The 21,636-nt window shown below is 65.9% G+C and carries 21 protein-coding genes; 11 read left to right on the plus strand and 10 right to left on the minus strand.

What is annotated here, in order from left to right:
• On the plus strand, window positions 1–407 hold a 407-nt coding region (locus ABD050_RS00005), incomplete at its 5' end, for an aminotransferase class I/II-fold pyridoxal phosphate-dependent enzyme (protein ID WP_343887053.1).
• 319 nt (window positions 408–726) lie between these two features.
• Here the strand turns inward: ABD050_RS00005 and ABD050_RS00010 are convergent.
• Together ABD050_RS00010 and ABD050_RS00015 are read right to left on the minus strand one after the other, a co-directional pair.
• On the minus strand, window positions 727–1,422 hold the full coding sequence (locus tag ABD050_RS00010; RefSeq protein ID WP_343887054.1) for an NnrU family protein: 696 nt from the start codon (window positions 1,420–1,422) through the stop codon (window positions 727–729).
• 38 nt (window positions 1,423–1,460) lie between these two features.
• Window positions 1,461–3,266 (minus strand): peptide MFS transporter, encoded by a 1,806-nt coding sequence (locus tag ABD050_RS00015; RefSeq protein ID WP_343887055.1) that lies wholly within the window; start codon window positions 3,264–3,266, stop codon window positions 1,461–1,463.
• A 116-nt stretch (window positions 3,267–3,382) separates the two neighbouring features.
• On the opposite strand from ABD050_RS00015, the gene ABD050_RS00020 reads away from it, so the two are divergent.
• Together ABD050_RS00020 and ABD050_RS00025 are read left to right on the plus strand one after the other, a co-directional pair.
• Complete coding sequence (locus ABD050_RS00020) at window positions 3,383–3,958, plus strand: nitroreductase family protein (RefSeq protein WP_343887056.1); 576 nt, start codon at window positions 3,383–3,385, stop codon at window positions 3,956–3,958.
• A 37-nt stretch (window positions 3,959–3,995) separates the two neighbouring features.
• A complete protein-coding gene (locus ABD050_RS00025; RefSeq protein WP_343887057.1) occupies window positions 3,996–4,352 on the plus strand; it encodes a GntR family transcriptional regulator in 357 nt (118 codons plus the stop codon).
• 100 nt (window positions 4,353–4,452) lie between these two features.
• Here ABD050_RS00025 and ABD050_RS00030 read toward each other — a convergent pair whose 3' ends face one another.
• The gene (locus ABD050_RS00030) at window positions 4,453–6,177 is read right to left on the minus strand and encodes an acyl-CoA dehydrogenase family protein (RefSeq protein WP_343887058.1); all 1,725 of its coding nucleotides are present in this window, start codon (window positions 6,175–6,177) and stop codon (window positions 4,453–4,455) included.
• A 43-nt stretch (window positions 6,178–6,220) separates the two neighbouring features.
• Here ABD050_RS00030 and ABD050_RS00035 point away from each other — a divergent pair, with 43 nt between their 5' ends.
• Both ABD050_RS00035 and aqpZ read left to right on the plus strand, forming a co-directional pair.
• Window positions 6,221–7,207: an L-threonylcarbamoyladenylate synthase gene (locus ABD050_RS00035; RefSeq protein WP_343887059.1), complete on the plus strand. Its 987-nt coding sequence runs from the start codon at window positions 6,221–6,223 to the stop codon at window positions 7,205–7,207.
• A gap of 63 nt (window positions 7,208–7,270) precedes the next feature.
• Window positions 7,271–8,011 carry an aquaporin Z gene (gene aqpZ / locus ABD050_RS00040; RefSeq protein ID WP_343887111.1) on the plus strand — a complete coding sequence of 247 codons (741 nt, stop codon included), beginning with the start codon at window positions 7,271–7,273 and terminating at the stop codon, window positions 8,009–8,011.
• An 18-nt stretch (window positions 8,012–8,029) separates the two neighbouring features.
• On the opposite strand, the gene msrA is transcribed toward aqpZ, so the two are convergent.
• From msrA to ABD050_RS00060, 4 genes are all read right to left on the minus strand, one after another.
• Window positions 8,030–8,578 carry a peptide-methionine (S)-S-oxide reductase MsrA gene (gene msrA / locus ABD050_RS00045; protein WP_343887060.1) on the minus strand — a complete coding sequence of 183 codons (549 nt, stop codon included), beginning with the start codon at window positions 8,576–8,578 and terminating at the stop codon, window positions 8,030–8,032.
• A 77-nt stretch (window positions 8,579–8,655) separates the two neighbouring features.
• Complete coding sequence (locus ABD050_RS00050; RefSeq protein WP_343887061.1) at window positions 8,656–10,827, minus strand: TonB-dependent receptor; 2,172 nt, start codon at window positions 10,825–10,827, stop codon at window positions 8,656–8,658.
• A 157-nt stretch (window positions 10,828–10,984) separates the two neighbouring features.
• Window positions 10,985–11,731 (minus strand): phosphatase PAP2 family protein, encoded by a 747-nt coding sequence (locus tag ABD050_RS00055; protein WP_343887062.1) that lies wholly within the window; start codon window positions 11,729–11,731, stop codon window positions 10,985–10,987.
• Complete coding sequence (locus ABD050_RS00060; protein ID WP_343887063.1) at window positions 11,728–12,846, minus strand: serine hydrolase domain-containing protein; 1,119 nt, start codon at window positions 12,844–12,846, stop codon at window positions 11,728–11,730. The genes ABD050_RS00055 and ABD050_RS00060 overlap by 4 nt, the downstream gene beginning before the upstream one ends.
• Window positions 12,847–12,871: 25 nt before the next feature.
• Between ABD050_RS00060 and ABD050_RS00065 the strand changes: the two genes are divergently transcribed.
• Entirely contained in the window at window positions 12,872–13,225 is a 354-nt protein-coding gene (locus ABD050_RS00065) for a hypothetical protein (protein ID WP_343887064.1), read from the plus strand.
• 362 nt (window positions 13,226–13,587) lie between these two features.
• Here ABD050_RS00065 and mnmA read toward each other — a convergent pair whose 3' ends face one another.
• Window positions 13,588–14,694, minus strand: coding sequence for a tRNA 2-thiouridine(34) synthase MnmA (mnmA, locus tag ABD050_RS00070; RefSeq protein ID WP_343887112.1), 1,107 nt, complete (start codon window positions 14,692–14,694; stop codon window positions 13,588–13,590).
• A 139-nt stretch (window positions 14,695–14,833) separates the two neighbouring features.
• Between mnmA and ABD050_RS00075 the strand changes: the two genes are divergently transcribed.
• From ABD050_RS00075 to ABD050_RS00085, 3 genes are all read left to right on the plus strand, one after another.
• Window positions 14,834–15,061, plus strand: coding sequence for a hypothetical protein (locus ABD050_RS00075; RefSeq protein WP_343887065.1), 228 nt, complete (start codon window positions 14,834–14,836; stop codon window positions 15,059–15,061).
• A gap of 101 nt (window positions 15,062–15,162) precedes the next feature.
• Entirely contained in the window at window positions 15,163–15,462 is a 300-nt protein-coding gene (gene sciP / locus ABD050_RS00080) for a CtrA inhibitor SciP (RefSeq protein ID WP_343887066.1), read from the plus strand.
• A gap of 84 nt (window positions 15,463–15,546) precedes the next feature.
• Window positions 15,547–15,801 (plus strand): GlsB/YeaQ/YmgE family stress response membrane protein, encoded by a 255-nt coding sequence (locus ABD050_RS00085; RefSeq protein WP_343887067.1) that lies wholly within the window; start codon window positions 15,547–15,549, stop codon window positions 15,799–15,801.
• 62 nt (window positions 15,802–15,863) lie between these two features.
• On the opposite strand, the gene ABD050_RS00090 is transcribed toward ABD050_RS00085, so the two are convergent.
• Together ABD050_RS00090 and ABD050_RS00095 are read right to left on the minus strand one after the other, a co-directional pair.
• On the minus strand, window positions 15,864–16,610 hold the full coding sequence (locus ABD050_RS00090) for an SIMPL domain-containing protein (protein WP_343887068.1): 747 nt from the start codon (window positions 16,608–16,610) through the stop codon (window positions 15,864–15,866).
• 88 nt (window positions 16,611–16,698) lie between these two features.
• Window positions 16,699–16,962 (minus strand): GlsB/YeaQ/YmgE family stress response membrane protein, encoded by a 264-nt coding sequence (locus ABD050_RS00095; RefSeq protein WP_343887069.1) that lies wholly within the window; start codon window positions 16,960–16,962, stop codon window positions 16,699–16,701.
• 257 nt (window positions 16,963–17,219) lie between these two features.
• On the opposite strand from ABD050_RS00095, the gene ABD050_RS00100 reads away from it, so the two are divergent.
• Together ABD050_RS00100 and ABD050_RS00105 are read left to right on the plus strand one after the other, a co-directional pair.
• The gene (locus ABD050_RS00100; protein WP_343887113.1) at window positions 17,220–18,398 is read left to right on the plus strand and encodes an efflux RND transporter periplasmic adaptor subunit; all 1,179 of its coding nucleotides are present in this window, start codon (window positions 17,220–17,222) and stop codon (window positions 18,396–18,398) included.
• Window positions 18,399–18,433: 35 nt separating this feature from the next.
• Window positions 18,434–21,601: an efflux RND transporter permease subunit gene (locus ABD050_RS00105; protein WP_343887070.1), complete on the plus strand. Its 3,168-nt coding sequence runs from the start codon at window positions 18,434–18,436 to the stop codon at window positions 21,599–21,601.
• Window positions 21,602–21,636 lie beyond the last annotated feature (35 nt).

Here is a 21,636-nt window from a genome sequence, read left to right on the forward strand (position 1 = left end):
ATGCGCCGGGCTTCATCTTCACGACCTCGCTGTCGCCGGTGCTGGTCGCCGGCGCGCTGGCCAGCGTTCGCCACCTCAAGGCCTCGAGCGCCGAGCGCGAGGGCCAGCAGGCGGCCGCGACCATGCTCAAGAAGATGATGGCCGAAGCCGGGCTGCCGGTGATGAACTCGACCACGCACATCGTGCCGCTGATGGTCGGCGATCCGGTCAAGGCCAAGAAGATCAGCGACATATTGCTCGCCGAGTACGGCGTGTACGTCCAGCCGATCAACTACCCGACCGTGCCGCGCGGCACCGAGCGGCTGCGCTTCACCCCCGGCCCCGCGCATGACGAAGCATTGATGCGCGAGCTCACCCAGGCGCTGGTCGAGATCTGGAGCCGGCTCGAGCTGCGCAAGGCGGCCTGAGCGCCCTTCCGGCCGAAAAGCTGGCTGTTCCTGGCTGTTATTTTCCGAATTTTATTTTGCTGGCTGTTATGTTGGAGCCGGCCCCGGGATTCGCGGCATGATTTCAAATGCCTGGCGCCATGCTGGCTGTTATCGAATAACAGCCAGGTATCAGCCAGCATAACAGCCAGCTTTTTCGCCGGAACAGCCAGGTAACAGCCAGGAACAGCCAGCTCACCCGGCGCCTGTCGCCCTGTTATGATTCAAGATGAGAAAGAGCGCGGCGCAAGACTGCGCCGTCCGCGCGCCCTGCACCGATTTGGGTTCCCATTGAATCGGGTCAGCCGATCCAGCGCCAAATCCCGGCCGGTATGCCCGCCAATGGCCCATGTGCCCAGGTTGCGGCGAGCCAGAGGACGACGCCGCCAGCGAGATCATGCGGTCGATATCCGCCCAGGCGCGCCCGGCCAGCGACCGCCGCGGCATAGGGCCAATAGGAGGTCTTCGCTTCCCAGGCGCGCCAGCGCTCGGGCTCGAGCGCCTCCTTCTTGCGGTCCTGCAGCGCCGCGCCGACCAGGGCGAGCAGGATGATCGCGCAGCACAGGATGAGGTTCGACGGGATCGGGAAGACGAGGATGTGCGAAACGCCCCAGAGCGCGAAGCTCCACATCATCGGATGGCGGGTGACGGCGAAGACGCCCCGCGCTTCAGCCGGCAGAGCGCCGGGCGTGCCGGGGTTGGGCAGCGCGGGATTGCCGAGCAGCGAGCCCATCAGCAGCATGCTCGCGGCCAGCATCATCACCGTCGCGATGGTCCAGAGATCGTCATCGACCGGCCACAAGGGCTGTTCGGGCCCGACCGCGCGATAGGCGATTGCCAGCCAGCCCAGAGTGACCGCCGCGACGAGCGAATAGAGGCCGAGAAACGCGCCCTCCCCGATCCGCCCGACGATCGGCGCGCGCAAGGGGTGCGACAGCAGGAAATGCGTGCCGAGGAACGCTATCGCTGCTGCCAGCACCATGCCCGTTTCGCCCATCGCCGCTCTCCCCAAATCTCCGGTGCGAGCCTATCTCATCAGTCCACGCCGTGCATCAGCTTCTTGAGCAAGGGCGAGATCAGCAGCAGCAGCACGCCCGCGCCGATGGTCAGCATGCCGCCGGTCTGGAAGGTGGCGAGATAGGTATGCAGGCTGAGCTCGGGGTTGGTCACCTGACCGCCGACCGTCTGCACCGAGGCTGACTGGGCCGCGGCACCGGCGAGATATTCGCCGACCGAGATCGAGAGGAACCATACCCCCATCATCATGCCGACGATCCGCGCGATCGACAGCTTGGTAATCATCGACAGGCCGACCGGCGAGATGCACAGCTCGGCGATCGAATGGAGGAAGTAGGTCAGCACCAGCCACCAGAGCGACACCCGGAACACCTCGTTCGCCGTCGATCCGCTGAGCGTCAGGGTAAGGAAGCCGAGGCCTACCAGCATCAGCGCGATGGCGAACTTGACCTGGATCGACGGCTCGAGGCCGCGCTTGGCCAGCGCCAGCCACAGCCAGCTCATCACCGGCGCGAAGGTCACGACGACGAGCGGGTTGAACTGCTGAGTCGCTGCCGCCGACATGTGGAAGCCGAACAGTTCGAGCGTCGTGTTGCGGTCTGCGAACAGGGTCAGCGACGAGGCCGCCTGCTCGAACAAGGCCCAGAAGGTGACGTTGAACACGACGAGAATGATCGCCGCCAGCATCATCTCGCGCTCGACCTTGTCGCCGACTCGCCACGACCAGATCGGAATGCCGATCACTGCCGCGAGGAAGATCGCAAGCAGCGCCTTGCCGAGAAACGGCGTCGCGATGATGTAGGCGATGATACCCCCGCCCGGCGTCGCCTCGGGGGTGGTCATCACATTCTGGAAGACGAGCCAGAAGACGATCACCGAGACGAAGGAAAGGACATAGATGAGCGGCGCGCGGTCAGGCCCTTCCTGAGTCGGCGGCTCGCCATAGCCGGTGAGGCGCCCGCCATCGAACTGAAGCAGCAGATAGGCGATCAGCAGAACGAACGAGACGATCAGGAACCCCGCCCACCAGCCGAAATGGTTGACCAGCCACGGACACGCCGCCTGGCCGAGGATCGAGCCGAGGTTGATGCCGGCATAGAAGATGGTGAAGCCGGCGTCGCGCCGCCTGTCGCCCGGGCCGTAGAGCGAGCCGACAACGGTCGAGATATTGGGTTTGAAGAAGCCGTTGCCGATCACGATCAGGCTGAGCGCGACGAGCAGCATGGTTGTGTAGAAAGGCGAGCGGTCGGCACCCGAGCTGAACGCTTTCGCCGCCACCGTCCGGGCGATCTGGCCGCCGGTGCCGAGCAGCTGGACCGATCCGTCGGGAAGCCCGTGAATGGTCAGAACCTGGTTGTTCATCACGATCGTCTGTGGCGCATCGTTGACCGCCAGCGGCGTCGCGGGCGCGGCCTGGGTCACGTTGTATCGGTTGCCGTCGACGGTCGCATAAGGCTGGCCCTGCTGTCCGCCGAAGCACAGCAGGAAATATCCCAGCGCCATCACCAGCGCGCCGAACTTCACCGAGCGCTTCGACCCGAGATAGCGGTCGGCCAGCCAGCCGCCGACCACCGGCGTCAGATAGACCAGGCTGAGGAAGCCGCCGACGACTCCGTTCGCCTCATGATCAGCGAGCAGGAAGTGCTTGGTGAGATACAGCACGAGCAGGGCGCGCATGCCGTAGAAGCCGAACCGCTCCCACATTTCGATCGAGAAGAGCCGGGCGAGCTGGGGCGGATGGCCCAGCCAGGTCTTTCCTGCATAAGGCGGGACATGGCTGATGTCTGGCTCGGCCGGGCTGTCGGCGGTCGGCGTTTCGACCATGGCATGAACTCCCTGAAATCATTGATGCGCCGTCGGATGCGGCGGTCTTGGTAACAATGGAGACTAGCGGCATCCGCCGGGGTGTAAATATGCGCCCTCCTCGTTAGAGGACGGCCATGCTCAACGACACCAGCTCTCCGCTCGCCCTTCTTGCCACCCGCCGTTCCGGCAAGCCGCGCGATCTCGTCGCGCCCGGCCCGAACGACGCGCAACTGGCGCAGATGCTCGAGATCGCGGCGCGTACGCCCGATCATGGCAAGCTCGCGCCGTGGCGCTTCGTGGTGGTGCCTTCCGATCGGCGCGATGCGCTGAGCGACCTCATCACCAAAGCCTATCTGGCCGAGCGTCCGCAGGCGACCCGGCTGGAGATCGAGGCGCTCGATCAGTTCGCTCATCAGGCGCCGACGCTGGTGGTCGTGCTGTCCGCGCCCAGGCACGAAAGCCATATCCCGCTGTGGGAGCAGGAACTCTCGGCCGGGGCCGCGTGCATGAACCTGCTCCATGCAGCACATGCCATGGGATTCGCCGGCGGGTGGCTGACGGGATGGTCGGCTTATTCCGATGTCGTGCGCGACGCCTTCGGCGCCGCCCCGGAGAAAATTGCGGGATTCGTCTTCATCGGGACAGTTTCGAAGCCTCCGGAGGAACGTCCGCGTCCGGAATCGGACAAAATTGTCCGATACTGGACATAGTACTGGACTCACCGCCCAAGCGGTGTATTAAGGCACCATGACAGCGCTCAACAGCGAAGACAGCCCGGTTTACATCAAGCTGCGCGGCACCATTTCAGCCGCGATCCTGCGCGGGGAGTATCGCGCCGGGGATCAGCTTCCGTCGGTTCGGGCGCTTGCCGCCGAGCACGGCGCCAATCCGCTTACCGTTGCCAAGGCCTATCAGAGCTTTCAGGACGATGGTTATGTCGAGGTCCGTCGCGGCGTCGGCATGTTCGTACTGCCGGGTGCCGCGGAGAAGCTCCGTCTCGCCGAGCGCACCCATTTCCTGAAGGACAGCTGGCCGCGGATCAGCGCGCATATCAAGCTGCTCGGGCTCGATGCCGAGGACCTGCTCGAGCGCGAAGGGGCCTAGGGCCGCTCGGTACTTAGGCTTGTTCAGGCGGTGATACCCTTCGCCGGGGAAGAGGGAAAAATACGCACCGGAGCGGCATTTCTGCCGGCATGATCTGGGTTTAGGCCGCGAACATCTCCGGCCCGACCGAATAGAGCAGCTCCGCCTTTGCCGTCGCCGCTGCCTTGAGCCCCATCGCCTCGGGCACGATCTGCTCGACATAGAAGCGCGCCGCCGCGGCCTTCATCGCCAGGAAGGCGGGATCGCCCTCGCTGGTCGCGGCGATGCGGCCCTGGCGTTCCATCAGCCAGCCGCACACTGCCGTCGAGAGCATGGTCAGGAACGGATAGCTCGCTGCAAGCCGGTCGTCGGTGTCGCGGGTGAGCAGCGACCGGCCGATCTCGTCGCACGCGTCGATCAACGCGACCAGCCCCGTGTCCTTCGCTTCGGCGCGCATATCGGCGATCAGCGCGGCGAACACGCCGCCATTGTCCATCGCCAGCTTGCGGCCGACCAGATCGGCTGCCTGGATGCCGTTGGTGCCCTCGTAGATCGGCGTGATCCGGGCATCGCGGAAGAACTGGGCGGCGCCGGTCTCCTCGATATAGCCCATGCCGCCATGGACCTGCACGCCGATCGAGCTCACCTCGCAGCCGATATCGGTGCCGTGCGCCTTGGCGAGTGGAGTCAGCAGGTCGAGCCGTGCCTGCGCGCCCGGCTCGCCGAGGGTGGCGCGGTCGACATGGCCGGCGGCGAAATAGACCAGGGCGCGCGCTGCCTGGGTCTGCGCCTTCATCCGCATCAGCATGCGGCGGACGTCGGGATGCTCGATGATCGCGACCGACTCGCGGCTCGGCGCGCCCGCGCGCGGCGACTGAATCCGGTCGCGGGCATAGGCAACCGCTGCCTGGGTCGCCGCCTCGGCCACCTGGGCGCCCTGAAGGCCGACATTCAGCCGCGCATTGTTCATCATCGTGAACATCGCGCGAATGCCGCCAAGCTCCTCGCCGATCAGCTCGCCGACGCAATCGTCATGGTCGCCGAAGCTGAGCACGCAGGTCGGCGAGGCGTGGAGGCCCATCTTGTGCTCGATCGAGACGACGCGCACGTCGTTCGCCTCGCCGGGATTGCCCTCCGCATCGAGCCGGTATTTGGGGACGAGGAACAGCGAGATGCCCTTGGTCCCCGGCGGCGCATCGGGGGTGCGGGCGAGGACGAGATGCACGATGTTCGGCGCCATGTCGTGATCGCCGAACGAGATGAAGATCTTGGTGCCCTTGATGCTCCATGTCCCGTCGCCGCGCGGCGTCGCGCGGGTGCGGAGCGCGCCGACATCGGAGCCCGCCTGGGGCTCGGTGAGGTTCATCGTGCCGGTCCATTCGCCGGTGGCGAGATGGGGCAGGTACAGCGCCTGCTGCTCGGGCGAGCCGTGGTGGATCAGCGCCTCGATCGCGCCGACGGTGAGGGTCGGGGCGAGCGCGAGGCCCATATTGGCAGCGCCGAGCGTGTCGAGCACTGCGGTCTGGAGCGCGAAGGGCAGGCCCTGGCCGCCGGCGCTTTCGGGAACGCCGATCGTGCCCCAGCCGCCCTCGACATAGTCGCGGTAGGCCTTGCCGAAGCCCTCGGGCATGACGACGCCGTCGGGCGTCCATCTGGCGCCGACCGTGTCGCCGGCGCGCAACAGCGGCGCCCATTCGCCGGCCGCGAAATCGCCCGCGCCCTGGAGCACGGCATCGACGACATCGTCGCTCGCCGCGGCGAAGCGTTCGCTTTCGGCAAGCCTGCCGATCCCGACGACATGGTCGAGTATGAAGCGCTGGTCGGCAGTGGGTGGGGTGAAGGTCATGGCGGTTCTCTTTTTGCAGTCGGGCGGGCTATAGCCGCGCGCGATGAGCCCGCCAAACCCAGCCTTTGACACCCGAACCTTACCCTACGGCGAGGCCGCGATCGCCGAGGCTGCCGCGCTGATCGCAGCGGGCGGTGTGGTCGCGGTGCCGACCGAGACTGTCTATGGACTCGCCGCCGACGCCACTGAGTCGCGTGCGGTGGCGGGCGTTTACGCCGCCAAGGGACGCCCGAGCTTCAATCCGCTGATCGTCCATGTCCTGGACCGGGCCGCGGCGGAGACGATTGCCGTGTTCGACGACGCGGCGGGGGCGCTGGCCGACGCGTTCTGGCCCGGGCCGCTGACGCTCGTGCTGCCGCTCCGGCCGGGCGCCGGGATTGCGCCGCTGGTGACCGCCGGGCTCGACACCATCGCGATCCGGGTCCCCAGGCACCGGGCGATGCGGGCGCTGCTGGCGGCCACCGGCAAGCCGCTTGCCGCCCCTTCCGCCAATGCGAGCGGGGCGATCAGCCCGACCCTGGCCGAGCATGTGACGGCGAGCCTTGGCGGGCGGATTCCATTGATCATCGATGACGGGGCGACCGAGGCCGGGCTCGAATCGACGATCGTGATGACGGGTGACGGCGTTCGCATCCTGCGGCCCGGGCCAATCACTGAAGAAGCGTTGGAAAAACTCTTCCCCGGCGAAGGCCGGGGCCCGGTTGCGATGACCTCCGATGCTCCTTCGCCGGCGAAGATATTGGTTACGGCGCCCGGCCAGCTCGAAAGCCATTACGCGCCGACCAAGAAGCTGCGTATCAATGCAGGCAATCGTCAGCCGGATGAGTGGCTGATCGGTTTCGGCGCAGTAACCGGGGACGACACATTGTCAGCCACAGGCGATCTCGTCGCAGCAGCCGCGGCCCTGTTTTCAGCGCTTCACCGGGCGGATGCCTCGATCAAGCCCCGCATCGCGGTCGCCCCGGTCCCCGAGATCGGGCTCGGCGTTGCGATCAACGATCGGTTGCGCCGGGCCGCCCATCAGGACTGACCCATTTACCTTGTTGCGCTGGCCGCTACTCTCCCTGCCGCGACTCGAAAGGGGAGAGTGATGATGACGAACACGCAGCGCGGGCTCGCTGAACTTCTCGGCACCTTCTGGCTTGTCTTTGGCGGTTGCGGCAGTGCGGTGCTTGCGGCCGGCTTTCCGGTCGCCGGGATCGGCTTTGCCGGCGTCGCCCTGGCCTTTGGGCTGACGGTGCTGACCATGGCTTATTCGATCGGCCATATCTCGGGGTGCCATCTCAACCCGGCGGTCACGATCGGGCTCTGGGCCGGGGGCCGCTTCCCGGGCAAGGATATTCCGCTGTACGTGATCGCCCAACTGCTCGGCGCGATCATCGCCGCTTATCTGCTTTACTTCATCGCCAGCGGTACCGCGACCTTCCCGAACCCGCTTCCCGCCAACGGCCTTGCCGTCAACGGCTATGATGCGCAGTCGCCGGGCCATTATTCGATGGCCGCCGGCCTGGTCATCGAGGTCGTGCTGACCTTCTTCTTCCTGCTGGTGATCATGGGATCGACCGATGCGCGCGCCCCCGCCGGGTTCGCGCCGATCGCGATCGGGCTGGCGCTCACCCTGATTCACCTGATCAGCATTCCGGTCACCAACACCTCGGTGAACCCGGCGCGCAGCACCGGGCCGGCGCTGGTCGTCGGGGGCCTCGCCCTGCAGCAGCTCTGGCTGTTCTGGGTCGCGCCGATCATCGGCGGCGTGCTGGGCGGCTTGGTCTACAAGACGCTCGGCGGCGACGCGACGGTCAAGCCGCCGGTCCAGGGCGAAGCGATACCCTGATCGCTTCGCCCCAGGAGGTCAGGCGGCAGCCTCGGCTGCTTTCGACCGGCTCGCGAAGCTCTTGCGGAGCTTGGCCAGCTTGGGCGGGATGACCGCGAGGCAATAGGGATTGCGCTGGCCTTCGCCCTCCCAATATTCCTGGTGATAATCCTCGGCCGGATACCAGGTGCCGAGCGGCTCGATCGTCGTGACGATCGGTGCCGGCCAGTTGGGGGCATTGCGGGCGATCGCCGCGTGCGCCTCTTCGCGCTGCTCCTCCGAATGCGGGAAGATCGCCGAGCGATATTGCGTGCCGACGTCGTTGCCCTGGCGGTTGAGCTGGGTCGGATCATGCGTCGCGAAGAACATGTCGAGGATGTCGCCATAGCGCACCTGGTCGGTGTCGAAAGTGACTCGGATCGCCTCGGCATGGCCGGTATCGCCGCCGCAGACCTGCTTGTAGGTCGGGTTGGGCACGGTGCCGCCGATATAGCCGCTCTCGACCTTCTCGACCCCGATCACGTCCTTGAACACCGCCTCGGTGCACCAGAAACATCCGCCCGCGAGGGTTGCGATTTCGCTTGCCATCATGTCCTCCTGAATTGCTCCGGTCCAAGATAGGGTGGCGCCCGGCAGGGGCAATGTCCCCCCTCGAGAGTGCCCGATCAGAAGTCCTTGCTGATCCCGAAGAAATAGCCGCGGCGCTGGCCATATTGCGGCGCGCCGACGCCGACCCCCGAGCCGTCGCGGATCTCGTAGACATGATCGAGCACATTGTTGATGTCGGCGCGGATCTCGATGCCCGCGCGCTCGAACTTGTGGCTCGCGGTCAGGTTGAACACGGCATAGGGGGGCAGCTTGCCGCCATTGGGCACGGCGCCGTCGCGGCGCAGCCCCGATCCATAGATCATGCTCGCGCCCGCCCTGGTCCCGCCGCCGAAGCGATAGGAGACGCCGGCCGAGCCAGTATAGGTCTGGTCGTGGTCGAGATAGATGTAGTTCGACTTGATATAGGCGAGATCGGCCGGATCGAAGTTGAACTGGCCCGAGACGATGTCACGCCCTTGCGCCTTGGCATAAGCGAAGTTCGCATAGACCATCAGCGGGCCGTGCTGGTAGTTGATATTGCCCTCGATGCCGTCGATCCGGCCCCTGGCGTAGTTGAACGGCGTCAGGATGATCGGCGCGCCGAACTGGCCTTCATCGAGAAGGTTGGTCGAGCGGCGGTGATAGGCGTCGATGCCGATCGAAAGCGACGGGGTGATCTGCTGCTGGATCCCGACATCGAAATAGTCCTGGCGCTCGGCAAAGGGGATGGTCGCGACCGTGCCAGGCGCCTCGGCGCTGGTGCCGACGAACAGCGCGACGCTGCTCGAGGCGACGTTGGCGAAGGGTGCCGGTGAGAAATAGCGGGCATAGCCGAGATGAAGCGTGGCGCCGCCGCCCGGCGTCCACACCGCATTGATGCGTGGGCTGAACTGATGCTCCGCGCGATAGCCCTTATAGGCATCGAAGCGGCCGCCGAAGTTGAGCACGACGTGCGGCAGCAGCTTCCATTCGTCCTGGAGATAGACGCTGTAGGTCATCTCGGTCGCAGCGCTGTTTTCGGCGATGACGATCGGCTGGCCGCTCTGGACGCCATTAGCATCGAGCCGGAAGACCGAGGTCGCTGTGTTGCTGGTGCCGTGATCGCGCGAGATGACCACCCCGGCGCGGATCGTGTGGGCGTCGCTTGCCCGGTAGACCGCCTCGACCTGGCCGCCGACATTGAAGTCGTGCTTGGTCGCGCGTTGCGAGGTGCCGTTGAACAGCAGTTCGCCGAGCGTGTCGGGCATGTAATCGAGGCTTGAGTAGCGGACGAATGCCGATGCCTGGATGGTGACGGGGCCGGCATCGTGCAGGAAGCTCGCAATGCCGAAGGCAGTCTTCTCGTGCTGGCGCTCGTCGAGATTGTCGCTCAGATAGTCGGTGACGCCGCCGACGTCGTAGGAATGGGTGACGCCGTTCGCGTCCTGATAGCCTTGCGGGTGCAGCCCGCGCGGATTGGGGATCTGGAAGCGCTGATCCGAATAGCCGCCGATGAAGGAGATGCGGTTGCTGTCGTCGAGCGTATGGTCGAGCAGCGCGAAGGCCTGATATTGGTTGGTATCGTCGTGAAGCGCCGTGCGGCCCGCATCGACCGCCTCGATGCCGAGATTATTGTGGCGGAAGCTGGCGGTGACGAAGTAGTTGGTGTTGCCGCTCGACCCGCCATATTCGACGCTCGGCTCGATCGTGTCGTGGCTGCCGCCATAGAGCGACACCGAGCCGCCATTCTTGAAGCCGCTCTTGGTGGTGATGTCGATGATGCCGGCGGTGCGCAGGCCATATTGCGCCGGCAGCGCGCCGGTCTTGAGGTCGAAGCGCTCGACCAGGCGCGGCGACAGGGTCTGGCCGAACACGGCGACGCCCTCGGGCAGGATGGTGCCATTGATCCGATATTGCAGGTTGTTGTGGTCGTCGCGGACATGGAACTGGCCCGAGCCGTCCTGGGCGACGCCGGGAAGCTGGAGCAGGACCTGGTTGAACTGCTGGTTGTCGCCGCCGGGCAGTGCCTGGATCGTCGCATTGGTGACTGAATAGGTGGTCGCGCCGAGGCTCGGCTGGATCGAGGCGCGCGCGGCGTCGAGCTTGCCGGTGACGACGACGTCCTTGCTCGTGTCCTCGGCCGCGACGGGCGCGGAACCGGCGCCAGCGCCGGAGTCCGCCGGCACGGCGGGAAGAGCGGTCTGCTGAGCCAGGGCGGGCTGGGCGGCAATGAGCGAGGCGCCCATGAGCAGGGCGAACTTAAGCGGCATTCGGGAGGCTCCGGCAATTCATGGTGCGGTGCAATAAGAGTAATGTGATAAAGTATCAATAGCCGTTCGACGCCTCCCGGGCACGGCTCGACTGCGTCAGCGCTTGGCTGGCGGATTATTGCGGAGACCTGAACGACGCTGCGAATGTCGCCGTTTTTCAGCGTCCGGCGCGCCGCAGGCGCAGCCACGCGCCGAGGGACCACCAGGCAAGCGCCCAGAGCGTACCGAAACTCCATCCCGCGAGCACGTCGCTCGGCCAGTGCACGCCGAGATAGATACGGCTGACGCCGATGATCGTGACGAGCAAGGCGGTGGTGACCAGGATATAGGCGCGCGCGCCGCGCCCTTCGACGATCTGGACGATCAGCGAGGCAATGGTGAGATAGACGATCGCGCTGTTTGCCGCGTGGCCGCTCGGAAAGCTGGCCGAGCTGACCTGCACCAAATGGTCGGTCAGCTCGGGCCGGGCGCGCGCGACCAGGGTCTTCACGATCGCGACCATGATCGAACCGCTGATCGTGCCGCCGAGCACCAGCCCCATCGTCAGCCAAAGCCGACGCACCGCGAGAAAGCCCGCAGTGACCGTGACGATGATCGGCAGCACCGTCACCCCGCCGATCGCGGTGACGTCGATCATCGCGACCTTCACCCAGGGCGGACCGAGCGCTGCGCCGTGCATCGTGCCGTGCCGCATCGCGAGCAGGATGCTGCGATCGAAGCCGAGCTGGAGGCCGCGATCGATGATGAAGCCAACCAGCCCGAGGAGCAGCACCCCGACCGCGACCGCCGCGGCGCCGATCATCAGCCATGGCGGATGACGGATCGCCTCGGGTATCTGCCCGGCGGCATCGGCACCTTCGGCGTGGAGCGGATCCTCGGCGATCAGCTCGCCAGCGATGGTCATCGGCGATTCTCTTGCCTGTCGAACCCGGCGACGACGTCGCCCAGCGTCTCCATCAACGGTCGATTGCGCGAATCGGGCGTGTTGCCGAGCCGCACCACGACCAGCCCGCGCCCCGGCCCGCTGTCGGGGCTGGCGATCACCAGCTGGCCGAGATGCCCGTCGGCGGCGACAGCGGTGGCCGGGCCCTTGCCGGGGAACAGGGTCGGCTTGCCCTCGGCGCCGCCCGGGCGGTTGAGCCAGAGCTGGGCGCCATATTCGGCATTGGCCGGCGACGGCGTCTTCATGAAGGCAAGCCAGGCGGGATCGACCACCTGCCGCCCGTCAGCTGCCTTGCCGTCGAGCAGCAGGCCGCCGATCCGGCCCCAGTCGTCGAGCGTCATGTGCAGGATCGAGCCGCCGATCTGGGTGCCTGCCCCGTCGAATTCGAGGACAAAGCTTGTGACGCCGGCGGGGGCGAAGAGGCGTGTCCTGGCGAAGTCGGTATAGGCCTTGGCGCGTGCCCGGGGATTGTGGCTGTCAGTCAGCGTCCGGGTGATGATCTCGGCCAGGATGATGGTGGTCAGCGAGCTGTAGCGGAAGGCCGATCCCGGCTTCGTCTCGAGCGGATGGGCGATCGCCGCCGCGGCCATCGCCTGGGTGTGGCTGACGAACAGGGTCTGGTTGGTGTCCGAATCCTCGACCGGGTTGCCGACCTCGATGTGCTTCAGCCCCGATTCCATCTGCAGCAGCTGGCGAAGCGTGATCGCCGCGCGGGGATCGCCCGGCTTGTGCCACTCGGCGATCGGCGCGGGCGCATCGAGCTTCAGCCTGCCGTCAGTCACGAGCGCGCCGACCAGCATGCCGGTGATGGTCTTCGCCATCGACCAGCTGATGAAGCGGTTGGCGTCCGAATAGCCCGGGGCATAAGCCTTGAGCACCGGGCAGCCATTGGCGGTGATCAGGACGGCGCGGGTTTCCGGGTTGTCGGCAAACAGCCGCCTGACCGCGGGCATCGACCGCGACAGGTCGACGCCGGGGCAGGGCCGGACGGTGTAGAACGGCTTGCCCTGAGTTGGCACGTCGGCGCCTGCGAGGATCAGCGGCACCAGCGCGAGAAAGGTGGCCTTGCGCAGCATGCCCGGCACGATAGGGTGCGAGACGATGAAGGCAAGACGCATCGGGATTGGGCGAATCACGATCGGCATTGGCGTGCTGCTGCTGGCGCTGCTTGCCGCCGGCTTTCTCTATGTCCGGTCGATCACGCCGCAGCTCGAGCTCGGCACCGGCTATGCCGCCCGCGTCGCCTGTGCCTGCCGCTATATTGGCAATCGCGACCTGCAGAGCTGTCGCGCCGATTTCGAGCCCGGCATGGAGCCGATCCGCCTTTCCGACGATCCGGCCACGAAGACGGTCACTGCCTGGGTGCCGCTGATCGCCAGCCGCAAGGCGCGTTACGATCCGGTGCTCGGCTGCCAGCCCGAGCCGTTCCGGGGCACGCCGCTCGTCGTTCACTAGGCAGGCGTGCGGGGATTTTCCCGCTGTTATCCGCTGTTCCTGCGAAAAATTTTTTCTTCCGCTGTTATGTTGGATTCTGGCGGAGAATTCATTAAGCTATTTCAATATCTTGCTTCGCTTTCCGCTGTTATTCGAAACAGCGGGATAACAGCGACGGAACAGCGGCGCGTCCGCAGCGGAACAGCGGGTAACAGCGACGGAACAGCGGAATAACAGCGAGACAGCCGAGCGCGCCCGGACACGGCGCGCAATCGTTCAGATCGAACAATGTGAAAGAACAGTCGGGAGCGGCGGCGCCATCCCGTCAGCGTCGCCCAATGCGCCGTTTCGCCCCGGCCTTGAATCGCGCGGAAGGCGCCGCTTCAGGCCGCGAGCAGGGCGCGTTCGGTTTCCTCGATCCAGCCGCCGCCGAGCACCCGGTCGCCGGCATAGAGAACGGCGGCCTGGCCCGGGGCGACGCCATATTCGGGTGCGTCGAAAATCACGCGATCGCCGGCGAGCCGTGCCGGGACCGGCCTGGCCATCGACCGGACCTTCACGGTCAGGGCCCCGGGATGATCGCCGCCGAGCCAGTTGATCCCGGAGAGCGACGCTGATCCGACCGCCAGCGCGGCGCGCGGGCCGACCACGACACGCCGGGTCTCGGGCTCGAGCCGCACCACATAAAGTGGCTCGGGCGTCCCGCCGATCTCGAGACCCCTGCGCTGGCCGACGGTAAAGTGGATGAGACCGCGGTGCCGGCCGAGCGTCCGGCCGGCCTCGTCGACGATATCGCCGCTCGTGTCCGCCTCGGGCCTGAGTTTCTTCACCAGCCCGGCATAATCGCCGTCGGGCACGAAGCAGATGTCCTGGCTGTCGGGCTTCGCCGCGACGCCCAGGCCGAGTTCGGCGGCGAGTTCGCGCACGCGCGTCTTGGGCAGCCCGCCCAGGGGAAAGCGCAGATAATCGAGCTGATCCCGGGTGGTCGCGAACAGGAAATAGCTCTGGTCGCGGGCGGGGTCGACGGCGCGGTGCAGCTCGGGGCCGTGGGTGCCCTCGACGCGGCGGACATAATGGCCGGTGGCCAGGCAGTCGGCGCCGAGCTCGCGCGCGAGGCGGAACAGGTCAGTGAATTTCGGGCCCATATTGCAGCGAACGCAGGGGATCGGCGTGCGCCCGCGCAGATATTCGTCAGCGAAGCCGTCGATCACCTCGGCGCGAAAGCTCGATTCGTGATCGAAGACATAATGCGCGATGCCGAGCCGGTCGCAGACCGCGCGCGCGTCGCGGATGTCGCGGCCGGCGCAGCAGCTGCCGGCGCGGCCCACCGCCTCGCCATGATCGTAGAGCTGGAGCGTCACGCCGATCGTCTCGGCGCCGGTCCGCGCCGCGAGCGCGGCCACCACCGAACTGTCGACGCCGCCCGACATCGCGACGACGATTCGCCGCGCGTTCAGGTCGGGACCCAGCTGAAAATCACCGTCGGACATCATGCGCGCCAGATAGGCGCAGCAGCGCCGCGATGCAAAAGCTGGCCCCGTTTCAGGATTCACGGGGAGCTTTACCGGAACTTCAGACCCTCTCGCTAGGAAAGGTCGGATCGAGTCGAAATCGCCGGAAAGGGCGTATGTGGATCTGAGTTTTCCCCGTTTCGAGGCGGATACGAGCGTTACCGTCCTGCCGCCCGACCTGGCGGTGCTGATGGTGGGCATAGCCGCGCGACAGGCGGCAAGCCCGACCGCGTTGTTTCACGCGCGCCTGTTTCCGTCGCTCGCCGAGACGGACTGGTTCGCGCCCGCGCACGGTGCCTTCAATCGCTCCGTCGCTGAAATGCTAACGCAAGTGCAACAGGAATGAACCCGCCGTTTACCGAGCCGCTTTAGCCGGTGTTCAAACCATGGGCCTAGAGACGTCTTTATTAGAGAGAGGGGGCCCCCCGCCCCGATCGAGGTTGATATATGATCGAGAACCAGAAGATTCGTCCGGCGAAAGTGATTGGCCCCCTGGGCGAGCCGCTGACGCTTGACACATTGCCCCCTCCGGAGACGACCCGCTGGGTGGTCCGCCGCAAGGCCGAGGTCGTCGCCGCGGTCAATGGCGGGCTGCTGTCGGTCGACGAGGTGTGCGATCGCTATAATCTGACGGTCGAGGAATTCGCCGGCTGGCAGCGCGCCATCGACCGGTCGGGCATGCCCGGCCTCCGGGTGACGCGGATTCAGCATTACCGGTCGCTGTACGAGCGCCAGCAGAAATATTGAGGCCGAACCGCGAGCGGAACAATCGATGAAGTGACGCGTCTTTCCAGTCCGAACCCGGGTTAGCCGGGAGCAACGGAGGGAAACATGGTCGGTCTTATTGTTTGGCTCGTGGTTGGTGGTGTGTGCGGCTGGCTTGCCAGCATGGTGATGCGCACCGACGGACAGCAGGGCATCATTCTCAATGTCGTCGTGGGTATTATCGGGTCGGTGATCGCTTCGTTTCTGTTCGGCGGCGGCATCAACCAGGTGATCACGGTCACGACATTCGTCTATTCACTGATCGGCGCGATCATCCTGCTCGCGATCGTCAATCTGGTGCGTCGCGGCAGCGTCCGCTGACCTGACGCTTCAGCCCAGCAGAAAAATCAAGGGCCGCCGGGCAACCGGCGGCCCTTTTCGTGTCATTTCAACAGGAAGCGCACGCTCAGCGTGACCGACACGTCGGTCTCGCCAGCGGCTATCGGCGTCGATGCCTCGGCCTTCATGCTGCGCGCGAACATGATCGGCTGCGGCATGCTGCCGTCATTCTGCCCGTTTTCCGAGATCGAAACGATCCGCGACACCGTCATGCCGGCGGCGCGCGCATAGAGCTCTGCACGGGCGCGGGCGCGCTTCACCGCATCGGCGCGGGCCTCATCGAGCGCCGCGTCGGGCTGGTCGATGGAAAGGCTCGGCCCGTCGATCTGGTTGGCGCCCTGTTTCACCAGGGCATCGAGGATCGCGCCCGCCTTGCCGACATCGCGAAAGCGGATCGAGACATTGTTGGTCGCCTGATAGCCGGTGATCGCGGGCGGCTGATTGTCGGCATAACGATATTGCGGGCTGAGGCCGACATTGGCGGTACGAATATCGCGCGGCTCGACGCCGGCGCGCTTCAGCGCGTCGAGCATCGCGGTCATGCGCCGGGCATTGTCGGCCAGCGCCGCGGCGGCGTCGGGCCCCTGGGTCACCACGCCGGCGCGAATCGTCGCGATATCGGGAATTCGGGTCGTCCGCCCCTCGGCCGAGACATCGAGGATGGTGCCGTCGGCAATGATCGGCGTCGCCAGCTGGGCTGCGGCCGGCGCCGCGCCCATCATCAGCGATGCGAGCGGCAGGGTGGCAAGCGCCAGGGCGGCAAAGGGCTGGGCGGTTGCTGGAAAGCGCATGATATACTCCCGTGTCAGTGCAGGCCGGTTCGGCCCGCGCGACCCTGATGGCGCCGCGCGGGTCAACCTCAGCTGAACGATACGCGGTTCAGGTACGGCGCGTCATCACCAGGCGATAGAGCGCGAGCAGCACCACGGCGCCCGCGGTCGCGGCGGCATAGCTCTGCCAGCCAGCCGCGACATGCAGCCCCATCATCGGGGAGAGATAGCCGGCGAGCAGGGCGCCGGCGATTCCGATCAGGATCGTCACGATGAAACCACCCGGATCCTTGCCCGGCATGATAATCTTGCCGAGGATGCCGGCCACCAGGCCGATCAGAATCCAGCCCAACAAGCTGTTGTGCAAAAGCATCGCCTCACTCCCCATCATGTGCGGCCCGCAGGCGCGAGCCGGCGGGAAGGTCGCCCTCATGCCGGCGATATGCAACCGTTTCTTTACCATGCGGCGGCGCCGTCGTGACCGATTTGGGGCGAAAGTCTTGCGAAAACTGGCCGAAACGGCCATGGCGCGCGACTGTGCAATAGACCCCTTGAGGTCGGTGACTTATTCCTATAATACAGCTGAACAATAGTGACGGCTATCGGCCGGGACGGGGCAATGTGACGCAGATGAACTACGGGCAGCCTAAATTCGGGAGTGACGAGCGCCTGGCGCTGCCCGGAGACCTCGAGGATCGTCCCAGCCGCCGCCCCTGGATCATCGGCGGGATCATCGTGGTCGCGCTGCTGCTCGTGGTCGCCCTGTGGATGTCGCTTGGCAAGAAGCCGGTCGATGCCGGGCCGAAGACCGAGCAGCTCCCGACCGTGTCGGTTGCCGTGCCAGGCCGCCAGACGGTCGCGCGCATCGTCTCGGCGACGGGCACGCTCGCTGCGAAGCGCGAAATGCCGATCGGCGTCGCCGGCGAGGGCGGCCGGGTCACCAGGGTCCTGGTCGAGCCCGGCCAATGGGTCGGCGCAGGCCAGGTGCTGGCGACGGTGGACCGGTCAGTCCAGACCCAGACGGCTGAATCGCTCGCGGCGCAGATCAGGGTTGCCCAGGCCGATGCGACGCTCGCGCAGTCGGAACTGGCGCGCGCGCAATCCCTGGTGTCGCGCGGCTTCATCTCGAAGGCCGATATCGAATCGAAGACAGCGACGCGCGACGCGGCGGTGGCGCGGGTTCGGGTCGCGCAGGCCCAGCTCGCCCAGCAGCGGGCGACCAACGGGCGACTCGATATCCGCTCGCCCGAGGCCGGCCTCGTGCTGACCCGCAATGTCGAGCCCGGGCAGATCGTGAGCTCAGGCTCGGGCACCTTGTTCCGGATCGCCAAGGGCGGCGAGATGGAGATGCGGGCGCAATTGAGCGAATCCGATCTGACGGGCCTTCATGTCGGGGTGCCCGCGCAGGTCACGCCGGTCGGCGGCAGCGTTTCCTTTGCCGGCCGGGTATGGCAGGTCTCGCCGGTCATCGACCCGCAGACGCGGCAGGGCATCGCCCGTATCCAGCTGAGCTATGATCCGGCGCTTCGGCCGGGCGGTTTCGCGTCGGCCTCGATCCAGAGCGGATCGACCAACGTGCCGCAATTGCCGAACTCGGCGATCCAGAGCGACGAGCATGGCAATTTCGTCTATGTCGTCGGCCCTGGCGACAAGGTGGTTCGCCGCTCGATCAAGATCGGCGAGGTATCCGATACCGCGGTGTCGATCGTCGAAGGCCTGAACGGTACCGAACGGGTCGTGCTGTCGGCCGGGGCCTTCCTCAGCGCCGGCCAGAAAATCAAGCCGGTGCTCCAGAAAACGCAGGGCTAATTTGGGCTGACACAGTCTAACACAAGGCTAATGCCATGAGTTTCCGCAATATCTCCGCCTGGTCGATCCGGAATCCGGTCCCCTCGATCGTGCTGTTCTTCATGCTGACGGTAGCCGGCATCGTCAGCTTCAGCACGATGGAAGTGAACAACGATCCCGATATCGACTTCCCGGTGGTGATCGTGTCGATCAGCCAGCCGGGCGCTGCGCCGACCGAACTGGAGACTCAGGTCACGCAGCAGGTCGAGGCGGCGGTGCGCAGCCTGCAGGGCATCGACGAGATCGATTCGACCGTGACCGAGGGCAGCTCGACCACTGTCGTTCAGCTCAACATCGGCACGCCGATCGACCGCGCGGTCGAGGATGTGCGCAGCGCGATCCAGCAGGTCCGCTCCAATCTGCCCGACGGCATTCTCGAGCCGCAGATCGAGCGCGCCAACACCACCGGCAACGATCTTGCGAGCTATGCCGCGGTCGGCACCGACATGACGATCGAGCAGCTGAGCTGGTATATCGACAACAACGTCTCCAAGGCACTGCTGTCGGTGCCCGGCATGGCGACGGTGAGCCGCAATGGCGGGGTCGATCGCGAAATCCGCATCATCCTCGATCCAGCGAAGCTCCAGGCCCAGGGCCTGACCGCGACCCAGGTCAATCAGCAGCTTCGCCAGGTTAACCTGAACGCCGCCGGCGGCCGCGCCGAGATCGCCGGCTCCGAGCAATCGGTGCGCGTGCTCGGCAATGCCAAGAATGCCTATGATCTCGGCCAGACCCAGATTGCCGTCGGCAATGGCAGGTCGATCAAGCTGGCGGACATCGCCCAGGTCCGCGATCTCTATGCCGAGCAGCGCTCGGCATCGGAAATGGACGGGCGCCAGGTGCTCAGCTTCGACTTCCAGCGCTCGAAGGGCGGCTCCGACGTGTCGGTGTTCCACGGCGCCGAGGCGAAGCTGGCCGAGCTCGAGAAGCGCAATCCCAAGGTGCATTTCCAGCTCATCTTCAACCAGGTGAAATATGCCGAGGAGCAATATCGCTCGGCAATGGAGGCGATGCTCGAAGGCGCTGCGCTCGCCGTGCTGATCGTCTTCCTGTTCCTGCGCGACTGGCGCTCGACGGTGATTTCGGCGCTCGCCATTCCGCTGTCCGCGATCCCGACCTTCTGGTTCATGGACCTGCTCGGCTTCACCCTGAACAGCATGACGCTGATGGCGCTGAGCCTGGTCGCGGGTGTGCTGGTCGATGACGCGATCGTCGAGATCGAGAACATCGTGCGCCATATGCGGATGGGCAAGACCGCCTATCAGGCAGCGATCGACGCCGCCGACGAGATCGGGCTGGCGGTGCTCGCCACGACGATGTCGATCGTCGCTGTGTTCCTGCCGGTCGGCCTGATGCCGGGCGTCTCGGGCCAGTTCTTCAAGAATTTCGGGCTCACCGTCGTCGCCTCGGTGCTGATGAGCCTTGGCGTCGCCCGCCTCGTCACGCCGATGATCGCCGCCTATTTCCTGAAGGCCAAGGGACATGCATCGCACGGCGAGGGCCCGGTGATGGACGTCTATATGAGCGTTCTCAAATGGACGCTCAGGCATCGCTGGTCAGCGGTCGTCGGCGGAGTCATCTCGTTCGCGCTGACCATCTATCTGTTCAGCGCGATCCCGATGACCTTCCAGCCCGACCAGGACCAGGACAGCAGCACTGCGCTGGTCGAGATGGTGCCGGGCACGACGCTGGCGGAAACCGAGGCGGTGGTGCGCAACGTCGCGAGCTTCCTGCGCAAGCAGCCCGATGTCGATCATACCTATTCGCGTGCCTTTGTCGGAAACGGCCGGGTGACCGCGATCTTCAAGGCCAAGAAATCGATGAAGAGCACCGATTTCGAACGGTCGCTCGCGCCCCAACTTGCCCAGATCGCCGATGCCCGCGTCTCGTTCCGCTCGAATGGCGGCTGGGGCGGCAGCGGCCGCGACCTGACCATCACGCTCGGCGGCGACGATCCCAAGGTGCTGAGCGCGACCGCGATCAAGCTGGTCGAGGAGATGTCGAAGCTGCCGGCGCTGATCGCGCCGCGCATCACCGGGGATCTGCAGCGGCCCGAAATCGTCATCAAGCCGCGGATGGACCTCGCCGCGAGCCTTGGGGTGACGACTCAGGCGCTGTCCTCCGCCATCCGGATCGCAACGCTCGGCGACATCGATCAGAACAGCGCGAAATTCTCGCTCAGCGATCGCCAGATTCCGATTCGCGTCGCGCTTGACCAGAATTCGCGGCAGAAGCTCTCGACGATCCAGAATCTGCCGGTGCAGACGTCGAATGGCGGATCGGTGCCGCTGAGCCTGGTCGCCGATGTCGGCCTCGGTGCCGGCCCGACCAAGATCTCGCGCGTCGCGCAGCAACGCCAGATCACGATCGGCGCCGATCGCGGGCTCGTGGGCGGCAAGCCGATCGTCAGCAGCGTCGCGATGGAGCAGATCCATGCGCTGCCGACGATGAAGAACCTGCCGGTCGGGGTCAGCGAGCTCACGCTCGGCAATGCCAAATGGCAGGCCGAGATGATCAAGAACTTCATCGTCGCGGTGATCGCGGGCATCTTCCTCGTCTTCGCGGTGCTGGTGCTGCTCTACCGCCGCTTGCTGCCGCCTTTCGTCAACATGCTCTCGCTGCTCGTCGCGCCACTGGGTGGATTGCTGGCGCTGATGATCGTCGGCGACCCGATTTCGCTGCCGGTGCTGATCGGCATCCTGATGCTGCTCGGCATCGTCGCCAAGAACTCGATCCTGCTGATCGATTTCGCGCTCGAGGAGATGAACAAGGGTGTCGATATAATAACCGCGATCATCGATGCGGGCCACAAGCGCGCCCAGCCGATCGTCATGACGACGGTAGCGATGGTCGCCGGCATGGTGCCGACCGCACTGTCCCTGACCGGCGACGGCTCGTGGCGCGCGCCGATGGGCATCGTGGTGATCGGCGGCCTGATCCTCTCGACGGTGCTGACCCTGGTGATCGTGCCGGCGAGCTTCAGCCTGGCGGTCGCGATCGAGGCCTGGGCCGGGCCGAAGCTCGGCCGTCGCCTGCTCACCTACCGGCCTGGAGACGATGGCCGGCCGGTGATCGACAATGACCCAACGCCGCCGCGGATCGGGGGGAGGCCGACGACGATCGGCTATCGGCCCGGTGACGACCAGCCCCAGCCGGCGGAATAATGCGGCTGAATCGACGAGCCCCTTGAACAATCCCC

The sequence above is a fragment of the Sphingomonas oligophenolica genome (assembly GCF_039522915.1).
Lineage (GTDB): Bacteria > Pseudomonadota > Alphaproteobacteria > Sphingomonadales > Sphingomonadaceae > Sphingomonas > Sphingomonas oligophenolica.